The organism is Caballeronia sp. M1242 (genome assembly GCF_017220215.1).
Lineage (GTDB): Bacteria > Pseudomonadota > Gammaproteobacteria > Burkholderiales > Burkholderiaceae > Caballeronia.
Map to the genome: position 1 here is coordinate 1452241 of NZ_CP071129.1, position 17868 is coordinate 1470108.

At 64.8% G+C, this 17868-nt stretch carries 17 protein-coding genes; 9 read left to right on the forward strand and 8 right to left on the reverse strand.

The window, feature by feature from the left end; all coding sequences use genetic code 11:
- Nucleotides 1-50: 50 nt before the first annotated feature.
- Entirely contained in the window at nt 51-878 is an 828-nt protein-coding gene (locus JYK05_RS06740) for a DMT family transporter (protein WP_175940361.1), read from the reverse strand.
- 153 nt (nt 879-1031) lie between these two features.
- Between JYK05_RS06740 and JYK05_RS06745 the strand changes: the two genes are divergently transcribed.
- The 3 genes from JYK05_RS06745 to JYK05_RS06755 all read left to right on the forward strand — a co-directional run bounded on the left by JYK05_RS06745 (nt 1032) and on the right by JYK05_RS06755 (nt 3985).
- A complete protein-coding gene (locus JYK05_RS06745) occupies nt 1032-2426 on the forward strand; it encodes a selenium-binding family protein (RefSeq protein ID WP_206468163.1) in 1395 nt (464 codons plus the stop codon).
- A gap of 22 nt (nt 2427-2448) precedes the next feature.
- Nucleotides 2449-3099: a hypothetical protein gene (locus JYK05_RS06750; RefSeq protein ID WP_206468164.1), complete on the forward strand. Its 651-nt coding sequence runs from the start codon at nt 2449-2451 to the stop codon at nt 3097-3099.
- Between the two features lie 196 nt (nt 3100-3295).
- Nucleotides 3296-3985, forward strand: a complete 690-nt coding sequence (locus JYK05_RS06755; protein ID WP_241269862.1) for a bifunctional 2-polyprenyl-6-hydroxyphenol methylase/3-demethylubiquinol 3-O-methyltransferase UbiG — start codon at nt 3296-3298, stop codon at nt 3983-3985.
- Nucleotides 3986-4843: 858 nt separating this feature from the next.
- On the opposite strand, the gene JYK05_RS06760 is transcribed toward JYK05_RS06755, so the two are convergent.
- Complete coding sequence (locus JYK05_RS06760) at nt 4844-5935, reverse strand: hypothetical protein (RefSeq protein WP_206468165.1); 1092 nt, start codon at nt 5933-5935, stop codon at nt 4844-4846.
- A 558-nt stretch (nt 5936-6493) separates the two neighbouring features.
- Here JYK05_RS06760 and JYK05_RS06765 point away from each other — a divergent pair.
- Nucleotides 6494-7537: a DUF2235 domain-containing protein gene (locus tag JYK05_RS06765; RefSeq protein ID WP_206468166.1), complete on the forward strand. Its 1044-nt coding sequence runs from the start codon at nt 6494-6496 to the stop codon at nt 7535-7537.
- Nucleotides 7538-7721: 184 nt separating this feature from the next.
- On the opposite strand, the gene JYK05_RS06770 is transcribed toward JYK05_RS06765, so the two are convergent.
- Nucleotides 7722-8132 carry a hypothetical protein gene (locus JYK05_RS06770; protein ID WP_241269863.1) on the reverse strand — a complete coding sequence of 137 codons (411 nt, stop codon included), beginning with the start codon at nt 8130-8132 and terminating at the stop codon, nt 7722-7724.
- A gap of 203 nt (nt 8133-8335) precedes the next feature.
- On the opposite strand from JYK05_RS06770, the gene JYK05_RS06775 reads away from it, so the two are divergent.
- A complete protein-coding gene (locus JYK05_RS06775) occupies nt 8336-9094 on the forward strand; it encodes an SDR family NAD(P)-dependent oxidoreductase (RefSeq protein ID WP_206468167.1) in 759 nt (252 codons plus the stop codon).
- Nucleotides 9095-9171: 77 nt separating this feature from the next.
- Here the strand turns inward: JYK05_RS06775 and JYK05_RS06780 are convergent, their stop codons facing one another.
- From JYK05_RS06780 to JYK05_RS06795, 4 genes are all read right to left on the reverse strand, one after another.
- Nucleotides 9172-10419, reverse strand: coding sequence for a porin (locus tag JYK05_RS06780; protein ID WP_175940368.1), 1248 nt, complete (start codon nt 10417-10419; stop codon nt 9172-9174).
- Between the two features lie 402 nt (nt 10420-10821).
- A complete protein-coding gene (locus JYK05_RS06785) occupies nt 10822-11094 on the reverse strand; it encodes a hypothetical protein (RefSeq protein ID WP_175940369.1) in 273 nt (90 codons plus the stop codon).
- Nucleotides 11095-11195: 101 nt separating this feature from the next.
- Nucleotides 11196-12353: an aromatic ring-hydroxylating dioxygenase subunit alpha gene (locus JYK05_RS06790; protein WP_175940370.1), complete on the reverse strand. Its 1158-nt coding sequence runs from the start codon at nt 12351-12353 to the stop codon at nt 11196-11198.
- 135 nt (nt 12354-12488) lie between these two features.
- Entirely contained in the window at nt 12489-13121 is a 633-nt protein-coding gene (locus JYK05_RS06795) for a DUF938 domain-containing protein (protein WP_206468168.1), read from the reverse strand.
- Nucleotides 13122-13422: 301 nt separating this feature from the next.
- On the opposite strand from JYK05_RS06795, the gene JYK05_RS06800 reads away from it, so the two are divergent.
- From JYK05_RS06800 to JYK05_RS06810, 3 genes are all read left to right on the forward strand, one after another.
- Nucleotides 13423-14004 (forward strand): ankyrin repeat domain-containing protein, encoded by a 582-nt coding sequence (locus tag JYK05_RS06800; protein ID WP_175940372.1) that lies wholly within the window; start codon nt 13423-13425, stop codon nt 14002-14004.
- A 91-nt stretch (nt 14005-14095) separates the two neighbouring features.
- Entirely contained in the window at nt 14096-15265 is a 1170-nt protein-coding gene (locus JYK05_RS06805) for a hypothetical protein (RefSeq protein ID WP_206466462.1), read from the forward strand.
- Nucleotides 15266-15296: 31 nt separating this feature from the next.
- On the forward strand, nt 15297-16535 hold the full coding sequence (locus JYK05_RS06810; protein WP_175940374.1) for an MFS transporter: 1239 nt from the start codon (nt 15297-15299) through the stop codon (nt 16533-16535).
- A 464-nt stretch (nt 16536-16999) separates the two neighbouring features.
- On the opposite strand, the gene JYK05_RS06815 is transcribed toward JYK05_RS06810, so the two are convergent.
- Nucleotides 17000-17203: a hypothetical protein gene (locus JYK05_RS06815; protein WP_206466463.1), complete on the reverse strand. Its 204-nt coding sequence runs from the start codon at nt 17201-17203 to the stop codon at nt 17000-17002.
- A gap of 429 nt (nt 17204-17632) precedes the next feature.
- Here JYK05_RS06815 and JYK05_RS26515 point away from each other — a divergent pair, with 429 nt between their 5' ends.
- Nucleotides 17633-17761, forward strand: coding sequence for a hypothetical protein (locus JYK05_RS26515; RefSeq protein WP_256443303.1), 129 nt, complete (start codon nt 17633-17635; stop codon nt 17759-17761).
- Nucleotides 17762-17868: the final 107 nt, after the last annotated feature.

Genomic DNA, 17868 nt, shown 5'->3' on the forward strand with positions numbered 1-17868 from the left:
GGGCAACGCTTTTATTGTAGGTGCTGGCGTCGCTGCAAGACACGCGAATCTCATGCGCCGATGCACACCGCGCCCGCCGCGATCACGCAACAGGCCAGCAGGCGTCGCGCGGTCAGTTGCTCGCCGAGGAAGATGCGCCCGATGAGCGCCGCGAACACGACGCTGGTTTCGCGCAGAGCGGAGACGGCGCCCATCGCGCCGAACTGCATCGCCCAGATGACGATGCCGTATGCGGCCACCGACACGAGCCCGCCGGCCACGTTCTGCGCGACGGCGGCGGCGGGCGCGCGCAACGCATGCCGCCCTCGCAGCGCGACGAAAAGCGGCAGCATCAGCAGATAGAACGCAAACATCCACGCCGTATAGGAGAGCGCGTGCCCCGAAGCCCGCACGCCGATGCCGTCGATCACGGTGTAGACGGCAATGGTCGCGCCCGTGACGAACGCGGCCAACGCGCCCTTTCCCGACAGATTGCCGCGCTGCAACGCGAGCCATACGATGCCCGCCGACACCATCACGATACCCACCACGGGAAGCGCGCCCGGATGCTCGCGCGCGAAGAATGCCGCGCCGAGTGCGACGAGCATCGGCGAAGAACCGCGCGCGATGGGATACGTCGCGCCGAGGTCGCCGCCCTGATAGGCGCGCACGAGCGCCATGTTATAGCCGATATGCACGAGCCCCGACGCCACGATGCACGGCCATGCGCCGCTCGCGGGCAGCGGCAAGAACGGAATGGCCACGACGGACACGATGCCGATGCAAAGGCTCATCCACGTCATGGAGAGGAAGCGGTCCGCGTTGCCGTGCAGCATCGCGTTCCAGGTCGCGTGTAAAAGTGCGGCGAAGAGCACGCAGCCGCCTACGTAGCTGAACATCCGTGGAACCGTCCTCTTTTGAGAAGTGCCCAGTCTAAGCCAGACGGGATTGCGACGCGACAGCTTTGTATTGCGCAATCCCTTATATGCGAGCCGCCGCATGCGCTGCAACCATGTCCTATAGTGCAGAGGACCGCATGAGGGAGACACGACATGGCGACATGGAAACCCGACCCGAGCTTCTACCCTTCCCCGCGTCTTGCTGCGAAGGCGCCCCGCGAAACGCTCGCGTACGTTGCGACGTTCGATCCCGAGCGCAAGAGTCCGGACAAACTCGCCGTCGTCGATGTGGACCCGGATTCGTCGAGCTATGCGCAGATCGTCGGCGAACTGGCGATGCCCGACGCCGGCGACGAACTGCATCACTTCGGCTGGAACGCGTGCTCGTCGTGTCTGTGCCCGAACGCCCCGCATCCGCATATGGAGCGGCGTTATCTCGTCGTGCCGGGACTGCGTTCGTCGCGGATTCATATCGTCGATACGAAGCCCGACCCGAAGAATCCGGTCATCGTCAAGACGATCGAGCCCGAAGAACTTGCCGAGAAAACGGGCTATACGCGCCCGCATACGGTTCATTGCGGACCGGGCGGCATCTATGTCACCGCGCTCGGCAACGCCGAAGGCAAGGCGCCCGGCGGCGTGCTGCTGCTCGATCAACAGAGCTTCGATCCACTCGGCCGCTGGGAAGTGGATCGCGGACCGCAGCAACTGGCCTACGACGGCTGGTGGCATCTCGGCTACGACACGATGGTCACGAGCGAATGGGGCACGCCCGACACCTTCGAAGAGGGCCTCGTGCCCGAACTGCTGCTCGGCGCGAAGTACGGGCGCAAGCTGCATTTCTGGGACTTCACGAAGCGGAAGCATATTCAGGAAATCGACTTCGGCGACGAGTATCAACTCGTCTTCGAACTGCGGCCCGCCCACGATCCGACCGAGGCGTATGGCTTCGTCAATTGCGTGATTAGCCTGAAGGATCTGTCTTCGTCGATCTGGACGTGGTATCGCGACAAGGACAAATGGGCGGTGAAGAAAGTGATCGATATTCCGGCCGAGCCCGCCGATGCCTCGGTGCTTCCCCCGCTCTTGCAGGGCTTCGGCGCGGTGCCGCCGCTCGTGTCCGACATCGATCTCTCGATGGATGACCGCTTCCTCTACGTGTCATGCTGGGGCACGGGCGACATGCTGCAATACGATGTCTCCGACCCCTTTGCGCCGAAGCTCACGGGCAAGGTCCGCATCGGCGGCGTGGTCTCACGCGCGACGCATGCGGGCGCGAAGAACGGTTCGCTGAACGGCGGGCCGCAGATGGTCGAAGTCAGCCGCGACGGACGACGCGTGTACTTCACCAACTCGCTCTACGGCGCGGTCGATGCGCAGTTCTACCCCGAAGGCATCGACGGATGGATGGTCAAGCTCGACGCCGATCCGAACGGCGGCCTTGCCATCGACGAGAAGTTCTTCATCGACTGGCCGAAGGGACATCGCCCGCATCAGATCCGGCTGCAAGGCGGGGATTGTTCTTCGGACTCCTATTGTTATCCTTGATGCTCACGTCGGACGTCATCGCATGAATGCCGTTACGCCCTCGCTCTGGCTCACGGCGGCGGGCCTCGGCGCGTTTCATGGCGTGAATCCCGCGATGGGATGGCTCTTCGCGCTCGCACTCGGCCTCTATGCGCATAGCAGGCGCGTGGTGCTGGTGTCGCTCGTGCCGATTGCGCTCGGGCATGCGGCGTCGGTGGCGCTGGTGCTCGCGGGCGTGCTGACGCTCGGCTCGGTAGTGGACCATGAGACGCTCGCGCGCGGCTCTGGCGTGTGTCTGATCGGGTGGGGCGCATGGCGTGCGTGGCGCGGACATCGCGGACGGCCGACGGTGGGCATGCGGACCGGCCTCGCGGGTCTCGCGCTATGGTCATTCGTGATGTCCAGCGCGCATGGCGCGGGCTTGATGCTCGTGCCCGCCCTGCTGCCGCTGTGCGGGGGCGGGGGTGCAAATGCAGGCGCGGCGGGCACGTCCTCGGCGGCTGCGTTCGAAGCCGGAGCGCTCGCGCTGTCCGTGCATACCGTGGCGATGCTCGCTGTGATCGCGGTCATCGCGCTGGCCGCCATGTCGCTGCATGAGCGCACCGGCCTTGCGTTCCTGCGCACGGGCTGGGTCAACGTCGACTGGCTTTGGAGTGTGGCGTTGATCGCATGCGGCATCTGGCTCTGGGTGTAGCGTGGATGCCGCTTTTCGTTGCGCACCGCGATGGCGGGCGGCGGCAGAAGTTCGGCGTCTAACGCCTACCGCCGCCGATTGCACGAGGACGCGCGTCCCGGCAATATCGCCGAAAACGACGAATAAAAAACGCTGTGCTGCGCCAAGATACGGACCTGGCCGGTCCGATAAAAGTCATAACAACGGGGACTCTGTCATGCGCGAAATCTCGTACGAAGAACAAACCGTCAATTCGATCAATCCGCTCGCGCGCTTCGCCCATCGCGCGCGCATGACCATGGCGACCGAGCTCGTCACCGGTCTATGCCCCGCACGCGGAACCGTGGTGGACTTCGGCGCGGGACCGGGCCTTTTTCTGCATACGCTCGGCGAGTCGCGACGGGACGTCACGTTGATCGGCCATGACAAGTTCATGGCGCCCGCATTTGCCGAAGTGAAGTATGCGGAGTCGCTGGACACGGTTGCATCGCATAGCGTGGACGTGTTGACGGCCTTCGAGGTCTGCGAGCATCTTTATCCCCGCGAAGTGGACGCGCTGCTCGATGACGCCGCGCGAATCCTGAAGCCGGACGGCGCGCTCGTCATTTCAGTGCCGATCATGTACGGACTCGCGATTGCGCCGAAAGTGTCGAACTGGATGATCCGCAGCCGCACGCTCAAGTCCGAATACACGCCTGCCGAATTGCTCAAGTCGATGATTGGCATGCGCGTGAGCCGGCCGGCGAACCCGCGGACGACGCATAAGGGGTTCGATTTCCGCGAGCTTCGCAAGCTCGTGAGCGAGCGCTTCGTCTTGGATGCAGTGCATACGAGTCCAGTGCCGCACGCGCCTTGGTGGGTTAGTTCGCAGTACTTTATGGTTTGCCGGGCGCGTGGGCGGGGTTGAGGCTGGTTGGTTGCTGGTTGCGTTGGTTCGGCGGCCGACCGGGCGTTCGACAAGCGTGTGCGTCAGTGGAAGGCAGTCATGCACACTGGGCGCAGTACTTTGGAACTGCGATGTCACGAACTGCCGCGCGCGTTTCGTAGGTTCAGGTTTGCGAGGAACACGCGTCGACGCGCATTTTTGCCCGCGTGCGCGTTGGTGCTGACGACTCCTTTCAGAAAGCGACGCGTGTAGGCACGAGTCGCTGCTCGAGGAGCGGCGGCTTCACACGCGCGCGAGGACATGCGGCCGGCATTCTGCATGCAACGCGCCGCATGCGAAATGCGGGCGCGCGGGGAGGTTAAGGCATGCGGTCAACGCGCGTCGCGGAGCTTTGCGTCCGCGTCCGCTTCCAGAATAGCGGCACCTTTAGGAAAACAACGCTTCGACCCGCGCGTCGCTGCGGCCAGACGCGGGCGTATGTGTATGCGTGTGCGGAAGGGCTGCGGCCGGCATTCTGCATTCAACACGGCGCATGCAAAAGGCGGGACGCGCGATTTAGATAGAGGCATGCAGCCGACGCGCGTCGCTGCGGCTCAACGCGAGCGTCAGCGTCTGCGTATACGGAAAGGCTGCGGCCGGCATCCTGCATGCGACCCGCCGCACCCAAATGCGGGGCGCGCGGGTGAGGCTGAGGTAAGCCGGCCGCCCGCGTCGCGGAGCTTTCCCGCCCGCGTCCGCTTCAAGGTTAGCGGCGCCTTCGAAAAGCAACGCTTCGACCCGCGCGTCGCTGCGGCTGAATGCGAACGACAGGCTATGCAACCGCGCACAGACTGCGGCCGGCATTCTGCATGCAACACGTCGCATGCGAAATGCCGCGCATCAGTTCGCCGGAATCGTGACGACCGGTGCCTTCGCCGTATCCGTCACTTCTCCGAGCGCCATCAGGTTCTGTACCACGGTGAATGCGTATTTCGAGTCGAAGTCGGCGCGGTCTATCCAGTAATTCGACTTGTCGTAAAGCACGCTCACATAGGCGTCCGGCGGCGCTTTCTCGCCGACTTTGACGACGATCGTCGGACGCGTTTCGCCGCCGATGAGCCCGATCGTCGGCTTCGTCGCTCCGCTGCCGACCTGCGCATCCGGCACCGGAATCTGCGCGCCCAAATCGGTGAGGATGCCGAGCACCGAGCGCGTGACCATCGGAATGCGATCGTGATCAGCCGACTGCCCGTACACGATCTCGTAGGTCTTCATCTTCGGCGAAAGATGCAAGAGCCGGCGCACGAGCGCCAGGTCGTCGGTAGTCTGCTTGTTCGCGCCGCTGCGCGTCGCGCCGAGCGTCATGAAAATACGCGGTTGATGATCTTGGTCGCGCGTTTCCACATTCAATTCGCCGGCAAGTTGCAGCCGGCGCAGCGCCTGAAGCAACAGGAAGAACTCCGGCGCGCCCGACGCGTTGGGACCGCCGAGCGCATTGCCATTCTGCAGGCCCGCGATGGATTGCGCGGTAATGCGCAGCAACAAGTCGACCGGAATCCCGCTTTCTGCGAGCGGCAACACAAGCGTCGGCGAGAGCGGGCGAATGTACGCACTGGCGTACGCGTCGCCGGTCGTCGGAGTGAAGGTGAAGGTCGGGTGATTGGAATACGACACGCTGCCCGAGGCCTGCGCGTAGTTCGGCTGCGCGCCGGATCCTGCATTCAAAATTGCGCCGCCCGTGGCATCAAACGTGTAGGCGGCGATGATGCTGCTCACCGTGAGAAACGAAGGCGCGTCGGCGAAGCGGAGTCCGACGATGGCGGCAAGGATTTCGCGCTTTTGCGCGTCGCCGAGCGCGCGGGCGTAGTCCACTTGATCGGCCTTGAGCCGCGTAGGGCCGATGCCGGAACAGCCCGCCGCGAGGACGGTCGCGCTGATGAGAGCGATGGATAGGGCTTTGGTTGATTTCTGGGTCGGTGTCGTCCGGTTCATATGGCCTTGAGTGAGGTCAGCGAGGAGGATCGTCGGCGCGGTGGCCGCGAGCCTCGGGGCCGGCAGCAATTCTCATACCATTTTCGACGATGGATTCGCGGACATGCGCCTTCCCGTGCGTCGCATCATGGGAAGCCACGGGGAAGAACGGCGAATGCAACTACTTTCAAGACGCGTCTTTGGGTGCGTCGCGGCCCTCGGGCGGCGTTGCCTGTCTAGGCCCATGGGATATGTGCCGACTCGCCTCCGCATGATGAGCGACGAGTGCATCGAGACGATCCTGCGCGAAACGCGGACCATCGTCGCGTGCATGCGCCGTCGCGCTCGCGAGCATGGTGCCCGCAATCAGGGCGACAACCCTCAGGGGTTTGGTATTCATAATTCACCTCCGCAGGAAGACGGGATGCGTGCGTCGATGCTCGATCGCAAGCCTCTCCCGTATCCGCCAAAATACAGCGTCGCCGCGCCGTCTGCATGTTGCATGCAAAGGCGGCCTTGCGGGCGGCGCAGCCATCTCCTATCTGTTAGCTCAAACGCTACGTTCCGGAGACGCCCGCCATGAGACTCGCCATTTTCTTCGACGGCACCTGGAACGAGCCGAACGACCGAACCAACGCCTACCTGCTCTACAAACTCGCGCCCGAGACCGACGATCAGGAGACGCTGTACGTGCCGGGCGTCGGCACGCAGGGCAACGGCCTATTTGCGCTGGCGAACAAGTTTCTTGGCGGCGCGTTCGGCGACGGCCTCTCCGCGAACATCAAAAGTGGCTACGCGTGGCTGTGCCAGCGGTACAAGCCCGATGCATCGATCTATATCTTCGGCTTCTCGCGCGGCGCCTACTCCGCACGCAGCCTGGCCGGCCTCATCCGCAAATGCGGTTTGTCGAACGACTGGAGCGATGCATCCATCGATCAGGCGTACGGCATTTATCGCGACCAGGGCGTCGGGCCATCCGACGACTCCGTGCAGGCGTACCGCAAGCAGTTCGCGCGCGAGGTGAACGTCGCGTTCATCGGCGTGTGGGATACCGTCGGCGAACTGGGTGTTCCTATCGGCGGGCTGCCGGTGCCGGGCTTCTCCAGCTACTACAACTTTCATGACACCACGCTCGCGAACAGCACGCGCGCGGCGTATCACGCGATAGCCGCGAACGAATTCCGCTCGCTCTACAAGCCTACGCTCTGGACGAAGGGAACCGAGGACCGCGGGCCGCTGCCGCTCGAACAGCGATGGTTCGCGGGCGCGCACGCGAACGTGGGCGGCGGCTATTTGAGCCCGCCGCGCGATCCCGCCGATCTGCTACCGCTGATTCCGGCGGAATGGCTACGGCAGAAAGGACAACTGCACGGCCTTACGTTCGACCGGCCGATCCAGATCCCGAAAGAGGCCTACACGTGCGAGCCCATCGATTCGTATTCAGAATTCACGAAAATGAATCCGTTGCTCGAAGACGTCTGCAAGAAAGAGCCGCGCGTCGCCGGGGCTGCGCTCAACGAGACGGTCGATCCGAGCCTCGCGAATCGGCTCAGCACACCCGGGTTTTTGGATGCATTCCCTTCCCTGCGTGACCAGTTATGCGCGCTCCCGGTCGGAACGTGAGGGGCAGATCCATCTGCATACAGAATTCATGACGATGTATCTGCGCATACAGCACGTCTGCTAGAAAGAAGCGCGCGTCGCCGGGACGCGCTCAGGAGCCGCTCAACCTTGGCCTTGCGGACCAGCTCCGACCGTCCGGTATTCTGTATGCGTTTTCGGCACTGGTCCGAACAACGAGCGCTCGCTAGAACAAATGCGGCGGCGTCCGATCCACCATATCTCGCGGCAGCGGTTCTTCCAGTTCGAACTCGACGCTCGGGAAATCCTGCAAGCGGCCGGCCACCTCGGCTTCGCCTTCGCTCGTGAAAAGGCCGTCGAGATAATCGAACGTCAGCTTATCGACCAGCGCCTTCAGCGCAAGCTCGGGGCTGCGCTTCGGCTCGACCGCGATGTCGTCCACGTCGAGGCGCGCGCAATACTCACCGCCGTTCGATTCCATCGCGCCGATGTCGATCACCTTGCCATCGACGTTCTGCGCCAGCACCCGCTGCTCCACGGCGAACAGGCGAAAAGGCCGCTCGAGTCCGACCGGGTCGCCCGAGCCCGACGTCGAGCCGGTCTCGTCTTTTGCATTCGAATTCGTTTTCGCTGTCATCGCTGCTTCTCCTCGGATGCTTAAGGTCGTCTTTTCGAAGCAAGCCACGCGCCCGATGCGGTGCTCCGCAGAACATCGCGCAACGTTTCCATTGCGGACCGCGTCGTCCTAAAGTGCTGTAGTCACCCGATGCAATACGAAATACGACTCGCGGAACGCAACTCGCAGGACGAACCCCAAAGGAGCAGCAAGTGGACGGAACCATGAGCGCGAAAGTCGCAGTCATCACGGGAGCGGGCCGCGGGCTCGGGCGCAGCGCGGCACTCAAGCTCGCGCAACAGGGCGTGGGCATCATCGGTACGTGGCACAGCGACGCGGCCGCAGCCGAAGCCGTGGCCGGCGAGATCGAGGAACTCGGCTGCAAGTGCGCGATGCTGCAGCTCGACGTCTCCCGCAGCGAAACCTTCAGCGCCTTCGCGGATGAAGTATGCAAGGCGCTCGAACAATCGTTCGATCGCACGAACTTCGATTTTCTCGTGAACAACGCGGGAATCGGCATACACGCGGCTTTCGCCGACACGACGCCCGAGCAGTTCGACCAGCTCGTGAACATACACCTGAAGGGGCCCTTCTTTCTGACGCAGGCGCTGCTGCCGTTTCTGCACGAGGAAGGCAGCATCGTGAACGTGTCGAGCGGACTGACGCGCTTTGCGCTGCCGGGCTACGCGGCGTATGCGGCGATGAAAGGCGGCGTCGAAGTGCTGACGCGCTATCTGGCGAAGGAGCTGGGACCGCACGGCATCAAGGTCAATACCATCGCCCCGGGCGCGATCGAAACGGATTTCGGCGGCGGCGTCGTACGCGACGATCAGGAAGTGAACGAATTCGTCGCGCAGAACACGGCGCTCGGGCGCGTGGGTCTGCCTGACGACATAGGCGGCGCGATCGCCGCGATGCTCTCCGACGGCAACCGCTGGATGACGGCCCAGCGCGTCGAGGTGTCGGGCGGGATGTTTATCTGACGCAAACCGTTCGCGCAATGTGAAGGCAAAAAGACCGGACGCCGAGGCGTCCGGTTTCGCTGTGAAGCAGGTGTAGCTTAGAAGCGGTGGATGATGCCCACGCCCGCGCCGAACATGTTGCGCGTGGCCGACGGCGCATTCTGGAAGCCGTCGCCGAGCGTCGCGTTCGCCGTCACCTGACGGCCCGGCGTGTTGCCCGTCGGCGCGGACAGCGTGTTGCCGTTCGCGCGCTGGAACGCTTCGAGCGCGTAGAAGCCCGTGCGCTTCGAGAGCGCGTAGTATTGGGACAGGTTGAACTGGTGGTACGTCGCCGCGCTCGTGATGCCGTTCGCCTTGCTCGTCCACGTGTAGCTGTAGCCTGCGGCGAAGTCCCATGCCGACGATGCCTTCCAGTGCAGCACCGTGCCCGCCGTGTTGAAGATGGCTTCATCCGTGAACAGCGAGTTGACGCCCGGGATGTACTGCACGTTCGAGTACGTCACCGAGATGTCCCACGCGCTGTTGAACGCGTAGCCGCCCGCGACGGCGAAGCGGTTCTGCGCCTGCGCGCGCTGATAGCCCGCGGTGAGCGCCGAGACGCCCGGCTGGCCGGTGCCGTCGGTGGCCGCGGTGTTGTTGACCACCGCCGAGCTGCCGCTATAGATGCCGCCGCCGTTGGCCGCATTGTTGAAGCGCTCGAATGCGACCGTCATGCCGACCGGACCTTGCGCGTACTGCACCGCCGCCGACCACGCCGAGCCCTGATACGCGCTGCCCGGCACGCCTGCGAACGAGTACGAGCCGCTCACCGTGAAGCCGTACAGCTTCGGCGAGGTGTACACGACCGAGTTGTTGGCCCGGTAGATCGTGTCCATGTTGTCGATATCGCCCGGGTGCGCGCCGAAATAGCCGGTCAGCCAGTTCGTCGGGCTATACGGCGAAAGCAGCGTGTAGTACGACGTGTACTGACGGCCCAACGTCACCGTGCCGTAGTTCGCGTTCGTAAGACCGACCCAGGCCTGACGGCCGAACATCGCGTTGGTGAACTGCTGGGTGCCGCTATTGATATCGAAGCCCGATTCCAGCTGGAAGATGGCCTTGTAGCCGCCGCCCAGATCTTCCGCGCCCTTCAGGCCGAAGCGGCTGCCCGCCCAGATGCCCGACGCCATTTTCACGTTCGAGCGGCCCGGCTGGCTGCGCGCCAGATTCGTCTGGCTGTTCTGATAGACGATCGAATCGTCGACGATACCGTACAGCGTCACGCTGCTCTGAGCGAACGCCGGCGCGGCGGCTGCGAACGCGGTCGCGGCGATGACGGCGGCCTTGGTCAGTCTGAAGCCTTTCATTTCTTCTCCTCTTGCTTTGTGCGGTATGAGCGGATTCTTCGTCGTTGACGCTGAAACCGGCGCGCTATCGCGCCGCGAGCGCAACTTTTATCGCTGGCAAGTGTATGGCTTGCGGATGGAATTCGAAAGAATCGCGCGTACTGGTGTCTTTTTTTTTCACCGTGTGGTTAACCAGTATTTGCTAGCGCGCAAATATTTGGCAACCAGGCACGAAACTGACAGAAAACCAACGCACGACGGGCGCGCGTGCGCCGGCTGGCAAGCCGCGCGGCGGTTGCCAAGGAAAAAGAAGACAGAGAACGCTGAAACCCGCGCGACAGCGAGTCGCAAGCGCAGGCAAGCCCACAACGGGCGAGCAGCCCGCTCGCCTGCGCTCCTTCCGAAAAGCGCGAAGCGAGAACACTACTGCTCGATCTTCGCGCGCAGTTCCCGAGCAGTCTCCAGCAGCCCTTCATAGCCCGAGCGGGCGTGCGAAGGCAGATCGGGATCGCCGACGAGCGTGCCGAGCGTCTCGATCAGGCTGTACAAGATGCCCTTTGCCGCGCCTGCGGCCATTCGTCCGGCGGCGACGGATTCATCGACGTGCGTGATGGCCGCATCGAAATGCTCGACATCCGGATGCGCTTCGTCGACGTTTGGGGAAGGCGGGCGCGGATCGGTCGGGTCGTCGTTCATGATGGTCTGCCTTCGTAGCTGTGCACGCTTCCTGTATAACGCCGCCGCGCGACGGCCGCAATCCGGGCCCGCCGCGCCGCAGTGTCGCGCCGCCGTGTCGCCTACGGCGCGGGCACTTCCTGCACCGGCACGATGCGATGCACGCGCCGGCCGTCGCCCGGATGCGCGCCGGCTGCCCGATGCGGCACGCCGTGCTCCATCAGAAGCGCGCGCAGTTCGTTGATGACCGGAAAGACTTCGTGATTGTGGTCGGCGCCCTGCCGGTCGTGCGCTTCCTGCTCGCGCTCGACGATCCACCGGTCTTCCTTGAAAATGCGCTCGGTGAACCACACGAGCAGCGGCCACGCGACGTCGAGCAGGCCGGAAATCTTCGGGCGGCGGATCGACAACAGGCCGAAGGTGCGGTTGGTGCGCTGCTCGGCGTCGAGCGGCACGTAGGCGATCCACAGGTCCATCACCATGGTGTCGTCCTTCGTGCGGATCTTGAGCGTCTGGTACGGGTAGTCCGTGCGGATGGTCATCACGTCTTTCTGTGAGGCGTCCGGCTTCTCGCCGCGCTTCTGCCCGAACACGAGCGCCTCGCCGATCGGCTGCTTGCCCGCTTCGCGCGCGAAGGTGTAATCCACTTCAATCCAGTCCTCGCCCCGGCGACGCCCGAGCGAGCGCGCCCGCATGCTGCCCATCTGCCGGCGATGCAGAAACTGATGGTTCATGTCCATCAGGTTCTCGTGCATGAACGTGTAATGGCACTTCACTTCGCGGCCGAAGCGGCGCGTCTTGTAGGCCTTGTCGGTCGCGCTCACGAGCGAAGGAAACTTCGCGGCGGCTGCGCGCTGCGGGTCGCCCGTGAAGACGAAGACGAGCCCCGCTTCCTCGCGGCACGGATATGCGCGCACGCCGTTGGGCAGACGCTCGCGGCCGAGATACGGAATGTCGGTGCAGCGGCCGGTGCAGTCGTAGGTCCAGCCGTGATAGCAGCAGCGAATCGACTCGCCGTCGACCACGCCGGCCGAAAGCGGCACTTGCCGATGCGCGCAGCGGTCTTCGAGCGCGAACACCTTGCCCGAGTCCGTGCGCACGAGCACGATCGGGTCGCCGGCAAAGCGCACCGCGTGCGCGCGGCCGCGCTTCACTTCGCCCGACCACGCGAGCGGATACCAGTGATCGGGATGAATGTCGGTGCGGCGCAAGTCGCGCGGGCTTCCCGGCGTATCGGTCAGAGCGCCATCCTCATCGCCTTGCGGCAACGCTGCGTGCATGTAGAACGCCTCCGGTAGAGGGAGATCGGGGTACGCGCCGTCGGAGCGGCGCAAAAAACGACACGACGAACGACTTCCGCAGTCTACACGGCGACGCGCATTTCGGCGCAAGCGGAAAGCCGCACGCAGCCGCGCCTACGGCTTCGCGTCTTTCACGAACACGAGACTGAAGTTGTTCGCCGGCATCGGAACGGCTTCGGCGAGCGTGAATCCCGCGTCACGCGCGAGCGCCTCGACCGCCTCCATGTCGCGCACGCCCCAGCGCGAATCGATGGCGCGCAGCTGGGCATCGAATGCTTCGTTGCTCGGCGCGGTGTGCGCCCCGTTGCGCCGATACGGCCCATAGAGGTACAGTACGCCGCCCGCAGCCAGCCGCTTCGCCGAGCCGCGAAAGAGCGCCTCGGCCGCCTGCCACGGCGCGATATGGATCATGTTGATGCAAACGACCGCCGCCACGTCGCCGATGCCCCAGTCGCTCTCGGTCACGTCGATGGCAAGCGGTGCGGCGAGGTTGGAGAGGCCCGCATGCGCGCGCCACGCGGCGATGGAATCGCGCGCGGCGGCGTCCGGATCGCTCGGTTGCCAGACGATGTGCGGCAGCGCCGCCGCGCAATGCACCGCATGCTGGCCGGTGCCGCTCGCGATTTCGAGAACCGTGCCGCCTGGCGGCAGCACGCGTGCGAGCACCGTTAGAATCGCATCGCGATTGCGTTCGGCGGCGGGCGCGCGGCGGCGCACGCTGGCTTGAGTATTGGATGGAGCTTGCATCGAACGGTGATCGCGCGGGCGGTCGATAGTTGCGAATGGTGGCATCGAGACTAAGGGCGCGCGCGCTGCGGCGTCAAGCCGTCGCGAGCGGCGAAAGCCTTGGCGCAAAACGTGCTGCCCGGGCTCTCCATCGACCATCGCCGCAGGCACGCACTCAGGCGCGGAGCATCATCAACCTGTGTATGCTCCCGATGAGCCGGCGCGCGCTCGCCTCTTTCGAGCGTTTGCGCAAGTCCACGCGCATCATCGAATGCATCACGACGAAACGGCGCGCCGCAGAGCGCCCGACACGGAGCCAAACATGCAGCAGGACAGCAATCAGAACCCGGAACAACCGGGGCGCGAAGGCCCCGACGAAGAGACCATCGCGTTCGCGAACGAAGTCTTCAACGCTGCGCGCCGGGGCGATGCCGCCCTGCTCGAAGTCTGGCTTCAGAAGGGCTTGCCGCCGAACCTGCGCAACGACAAAGGCGACAGCCTCGTGATGCTCGCGAGCTATCACGGCCACGCCGACGCGGTGCGCGTGCTGCTCGAATACAACGCCGATCCCGACATGCGCAACGACAACGGCCAGACGCCGATCGCCGGAGCCGCATTCAAGGGTTTTAAGGATGTCGCCGAGACGCTGCTCGATCACGGCGCGGATGTCGAAGGCGCATCGCCCGATGGCCGCACCGCGCTGATGATCGCGGCCATGTTCAACCGCGTCGAGATTCTGGATTTGCTGATCGCTCGCGGCGCGAATCCGGACGCCCGCGATCAGGGCGGCTTGTCCGCGCGTGAAGCCGCCGCGAGAATGGGCGCGGCCGATACGGCGGCGCGCCTCGCCAAGAACGCGGACGCCGGGGACGCTGGCGACAACCCGGCGGCGCGCGGCGCATGAGCGCATCGAACGAACAGGGACGCGCGCGCGCAGCGCGTTCATCGACACCAACAAAAACTGGAAGGCGGCCCGGACACATGGAGCGTTTGTGATGGCAGGCGGTATCTCGCATCGGGGCGATGCGTCGTCGGTCGGCGCGGCCGCCTTTGCGCCGGCTCTTTCGATCGGGGGCGCGGCGGCGCGATTGTTCGCTCTGGTAAGCGCCCTCGTCCAATGCATTCGCGCGCTGCGGCTATCGTCGGTGCTCGTCGTGCTCGGCGCGTGCAGCCTGTCGGCCTGCGGGATCTTTCAGCAGCAGACGCCCGCGCCCATCGTCGAGCATTCGTACATTCCGGGGCCGAGCGAGACCGAAACCAACGAGCCGGAAGAACCGGCCCCGGTCGTCACCGTGCCCGAGCCCGCGTCCGCCGTGAAGCCGGCGCCCGCGCCGAAGCCGAAGCGCCGCGTCGTCAAACCGAAGCCGCCGGAGCCGGTCGTGACGCCGCCGCCGGAGCCGCCCGAGCCGCCGCCCCCGCCGCAGATCATCTCGACGCGCCTCATGCAGCACGACCAGCTTCACGGCCTGCTCGATGCCGAAGTTCAGCGTCCCGATGGCAAGGTGGTCGGCCGCGCGGTCGATCTGTACGTCGATCCGTCGGCGAAACCCAAGTTGCTGATGGTCAACCTGTCCGGTTTCATGGGCATCGGCGATCGCAAGGTCAATTTCCCGTGGACGGCGTTTCGCTTCACGCCGAATTCGAAGACCGCGCCGATCACCTTCCTGCCACCGCCGCCGCCCGCGAAGGGCAAGCCAGCAGCGGACCCGGTGCCGAAGCCGCAGCCCGTCAGCGAGGCGCCGTCGAACTTCATGCAGCTCGTCGATTCGACGGTGACGCAGAAAAACGGCGCGCGCATCGGCCGCGTGGTCGACGTGCTCGTCGATTCGCAGGCGCAACCGCAGGCGCTCGTCGTCGATCTGTCGAGCTCGCTCGCCGCGGACAAGCGCCACGTCGCGGTGAACTGGGGCGATCTGCAGGTGGTGTCGCGCAACAAGCAACTCGCGCTGCAAATGGATTTCAACGACGCGCAACTGAAAGCCGCGCCCACCTACGCGCCCGAGCAGCCGATCAAGATCGTGTCGCCGGTCGTTGCCGCGCCGGCTTCGTCGGCGGCGGCGAGCGGCGCGGCGAGCGGAGCGGGCTCGGCCAACTCCGGCGGCACGACCGCCTCGGGCGCGGTCGCGGCGCAAACGCCCTCGTCCGGCGCGCGCCCGGCCCGATAACGGAACACCACATGGATAACCGATTCACGACATGGTAATTGCACGCAGTCTGCGCGCGCTCGACTGGCTGAACTTCTTCGTCGCCAACGTGCAGACCGGCTTCGGCCCGTTCATCGCTTCGTACCTTGCGGCCAACAAGTGGACGCAGGGCGAGATCGGCCTGATGCTGTCCGTCGGCACGATCAGCGCGATGGCGAGCCAGCTTCCCGCGGGCGCGCTCGTCGACGCCATGCGCAACAAGAAGTTCGCGGCCCTTTCGGCGATCGTCGCGATCATCGCGAGCGCGCTCTTGCTCGCCGCAAGTCCGACCTTCGTCCCCGTGTTCGCGGCGGAAGTGCTGCACGGCTTCGCGAGCTGCATGCTGGTCCCGGCGATGGCCGCGATCTCGCTCGCGCTCGTCTCGCGCGCCGATCTCGGCGACCGGCTCGGGCGCAATGCGCGCTGGGCGTCGATCGGCAGCGCGCTCACGGCGGCGCTGATGGGCGCATTCGGCGAGTATCTGTCGCTGCGCTCGGTGTTCTTCCTGACGGCGGCGCTCGCGCTGCCGGCCATTTTCGCGCTGCGGATGATTCACTACGAACCGCTGCCCGCAGTGCCGCGCACGCCCGGCAAGCCGAAGCTCACGCCGGAGGGCGAGGAGCGCGAATCGCTGCGCGAACTACTGAAGGACAAGCGCCTGCTGATCTTCGCCGCGTGCGTCGTGCTGTTCCACCTTTCGAACGCGGCGATGTTGAATCTCGCCGCCGGCGAAGTCACGGCGCACATGGGCGACAACGTTCAACTCGTGATCGCGGCGTGCATTATTGTGCCGCAGTTCATCGTGGCGGCCCTTTCGCCCTGGGTCGGACGACAGGCGCAGAAGTGGGGACGCCGTCCGGTGTTGATTCTCGGCTTCTGTGCGTTGCCGGTGCGCGCGCTGCTGTTCGCGGGCGTCAGCAGTCCGTATCTGCTCGTGCCGGTGCAGATGCTGGACGGCATCAGCGCCGCCGTGTTCGGTGTGATGCTGCCGCTCATTGCCGCCGATGTCGCCGGCGGACGCGGCCACTACAACCTGACGATCGGTTTCTTTGGCCTCGCGGCGGGCGTCGGCGCGACGCTATCGACGGCGGCGGCCGGTTTTGCCGCCGACCGCTTCGGCACGGCGATGAGCTTCTTCGGGCTGGCGGCGGCGGGCGCGATCGCGGTCGCGCTCGTCTGGCTCGCGATGCCCGAAACGCGAGGGGCTGGGGTCGCGGCGAAGAATGTGCAGAAGCCGCCGGTGGAGGCTTGAGACGTGGGTCGGCGTTACTTCCGCGTTTCGAGCGTTGGCGACTGAGTTGTACGGCAGCGCCTGTGAGGCGCGTCTGTATTCAATGCCAGAGACGGGCGGCGCGGCGGCGGTTAGTCCAGCGCCTGCAACCGAGTGCGCGAGAGCGAAGGCGGCTTTAGCACGCCGGACGATGTCGGGGCGATTTCGTCGCCCACCGTCCAACCGTTGTTCGTCGTGCGTTACGGCGGGGTGCATGCGGTCTTGGCATTCATGATGCTCGCCGCGCCGCGTTTCCGGGACGTAATTGGGCTGGGTTGTGTTGGCAGCGTCAAGTCGTCCGGCAAAGTCAACGCCGACTCGCTCAGCATTGGTTGAAGCTGCGTGGCGTGCCCTGCGTCGCGCGTTGGCATTCAAGATGCCGTCGCGCTCTAGCGGGAACGCGAACGGTACGGTTGTGTCGGCGGATCGAGGCCGCTCAACAACTGCTAGTTCAGCTCGCTCACCGTCGGTTCAATGTGCATCGGGTGCAGCGCGGGGTATGTCGCGTTGGCATTCATAATGCCGTTGTCCAGTACGCTGAATTCCCGGCGAGCTGTGTTGGGCCAGCGGCGCCAGGTCGTCCGAAAAAACGGTGACTCGCTCACCATCGGTTCGAGCCGCATGGCGCGTCCCGCGTCGCGGGACAGCATTCGTGATGCCGTCGCGTTCTACAGAAAACGCGATGAGCGCGGTCGTGCAGGCGGATCAATATCGCTCAAAAGCGGCTGATTCAGCTCGCTCACTGTAGGTTCAACGTGCATCGCGCGAAGCACGGTGTATGCCGCGTTCGCATTCATAATGCCGTCGCCCAGTACGCAAGATTCCGACGGGCTCGCTTGTGCCTGGGGCGTCAGACCGTCCGACAAAACTAACGCCAACGCGCTCGCCATCGGCGGAAGCCGCATGGCGCGTCGTGCATCGCGCGTCGGCATACACAATGCCGCCGCGCTATACACGAAACGCGACGAGCGCGGTCGTGCCGGCGAACTGAGAAGCTCAACAGCGGCTACTTAAGCTCGCTCGCCGTCGGTTCAACGTGCACCGGGTGCAGCGCGGTGTGTGCCGCGTTGGCATCCTTAATGCCGTCGCCCAGTACGAGAGATGTCGGCGGGCTCGGTGGTGCCAGCGGCGTCAAGACGATGGACAACTTCATGGGCGAGGCCATCGAAGGCTTCGACCGCGACTGGCCGGACGAAAGTGAACGCTAACTCGCTCACCATCGGCTAAACCTGCGTGGCGCGTCATACGTCGCCCGTTGGCTTTCATAATGCGTCGTCCAGCACGCAAAATACCGCGGGCCTTCTGTGCCAGCGGC

Coding starts and splice junctions, on each gene's coding strand:
- JYK05_RS06740 (WP_175940361.1), bottom strand. CDS start 878: ATGTTCAGCTACGTAGGCGGCTGCGTGCTCTTCGCCGCACTTTTACAC.
- JYK05_RS06745 (WP_206468163.1), top strand. CDS start 1,032: ATGGCGACATGGAAACCCGACCCGAGCTTCTACCCTTCCCCGCGTCTT.
- JYK05_RS06750 (WP_206468164.1), top strand. CDS start 2,449: ATGAATGCCGTTACGCCCTCGCTCTGGCTCACGGCGGCGGGCCTCGGC.
- JYK05_RS06755 (WP_241269862.1), top strand. CDS start 3,296: ATGCGCGAAATCTCGTACGAAGAACAAACCGTCAATTCGATCAATCCG.
- JYK05_RS06760 (WP_206468165.1), bottom strand. CDS start 5,935: ATGAACCGGACGACACCGACCCAGAAATCAACCAAAGCCCTATCCATC.
- JYK05_RS06765 (WP_206468166.1), top strand. CDS start 6,494: ATGAGACTCGCCATTTTCTTCGACGGCACCTGGAACGAGCCGAACGAC.
- JYK05_RS06770 (WP_241269863.1), bottom strand. CDS start 8,132: ATGACAGCGAAAACGAATTCGAATGCAAAAGACGAGACCGGCTCGACG.
- JYK05_RS06775 (WP_206468167.1), top strand. CDS start 8,336: ATGAGCGCGAAAGTCGCAGTCATCACGGGAGCGGGCCGCGGGCTCGGG.
- JYK05_RS06780 (WP_175940368.1), bottom strand. CDS start 10,419: ATGAAAGGCTTCAGACTGACCAAGGCCGCCGTCATCGCCGCGACCGCG.
- JYK05_RS06785 (WP_175940369.1), bottom strand. CDS start 11,094: ATGAACGACGACCCGACCGATCCGCGCCCGCCTTCCCCAAACGTCGAC.
- JYK05_RS06790 (WP_175940370.1), bottom strand. CDS start 12,353: ATGCACGCAGCGTTGCCGCAAGGCGATGAGGATGGCGCTCTGACCGAT.
- JYK05_RS06795 (WP_206468168.1), bottom strand. CDS start 13,121: ATGCAAGCTCCATCCAATACTCAAGCCAGCGTGCGCCGCCGCGCGCCC.
- JYK05_RS06800 (WP_175940372.1), top strand. CDS start 13,423: ATGCAGCAGGACAGCAATCAGAACCCGGAACAACCGGGGCGCGAAGGC.
- JYK05_RS06805 (WP_206466462.1), top strand. CDS start 14,096: ATGGCAGGCGGTATCTCGCATCGGGGCGATGCGTCGTCGGTCGGCGCG.
- JYK05_RS06810 (WP_175940374.1), top strand. CDS start 15,297: ATGGTAATTGCACGCAGTCTGCGCGCGCTCGACTGGCTGAACTTCTTC.
- JYK05_RS06815 (WP_206466463.1), bottom strand. CDS start 17,203: ATGCTGTCCCGCGACGCGGGACGCGCCATGCGGCTCGAACCGATGGTG.
- JYK05_RS26515 (WP_256443303.1), top strand. CDS start 17,633: ATGCCGTCGCCCAGTACGAGAGATGTCGGCGGGCTCGGTGGTGCCAGC.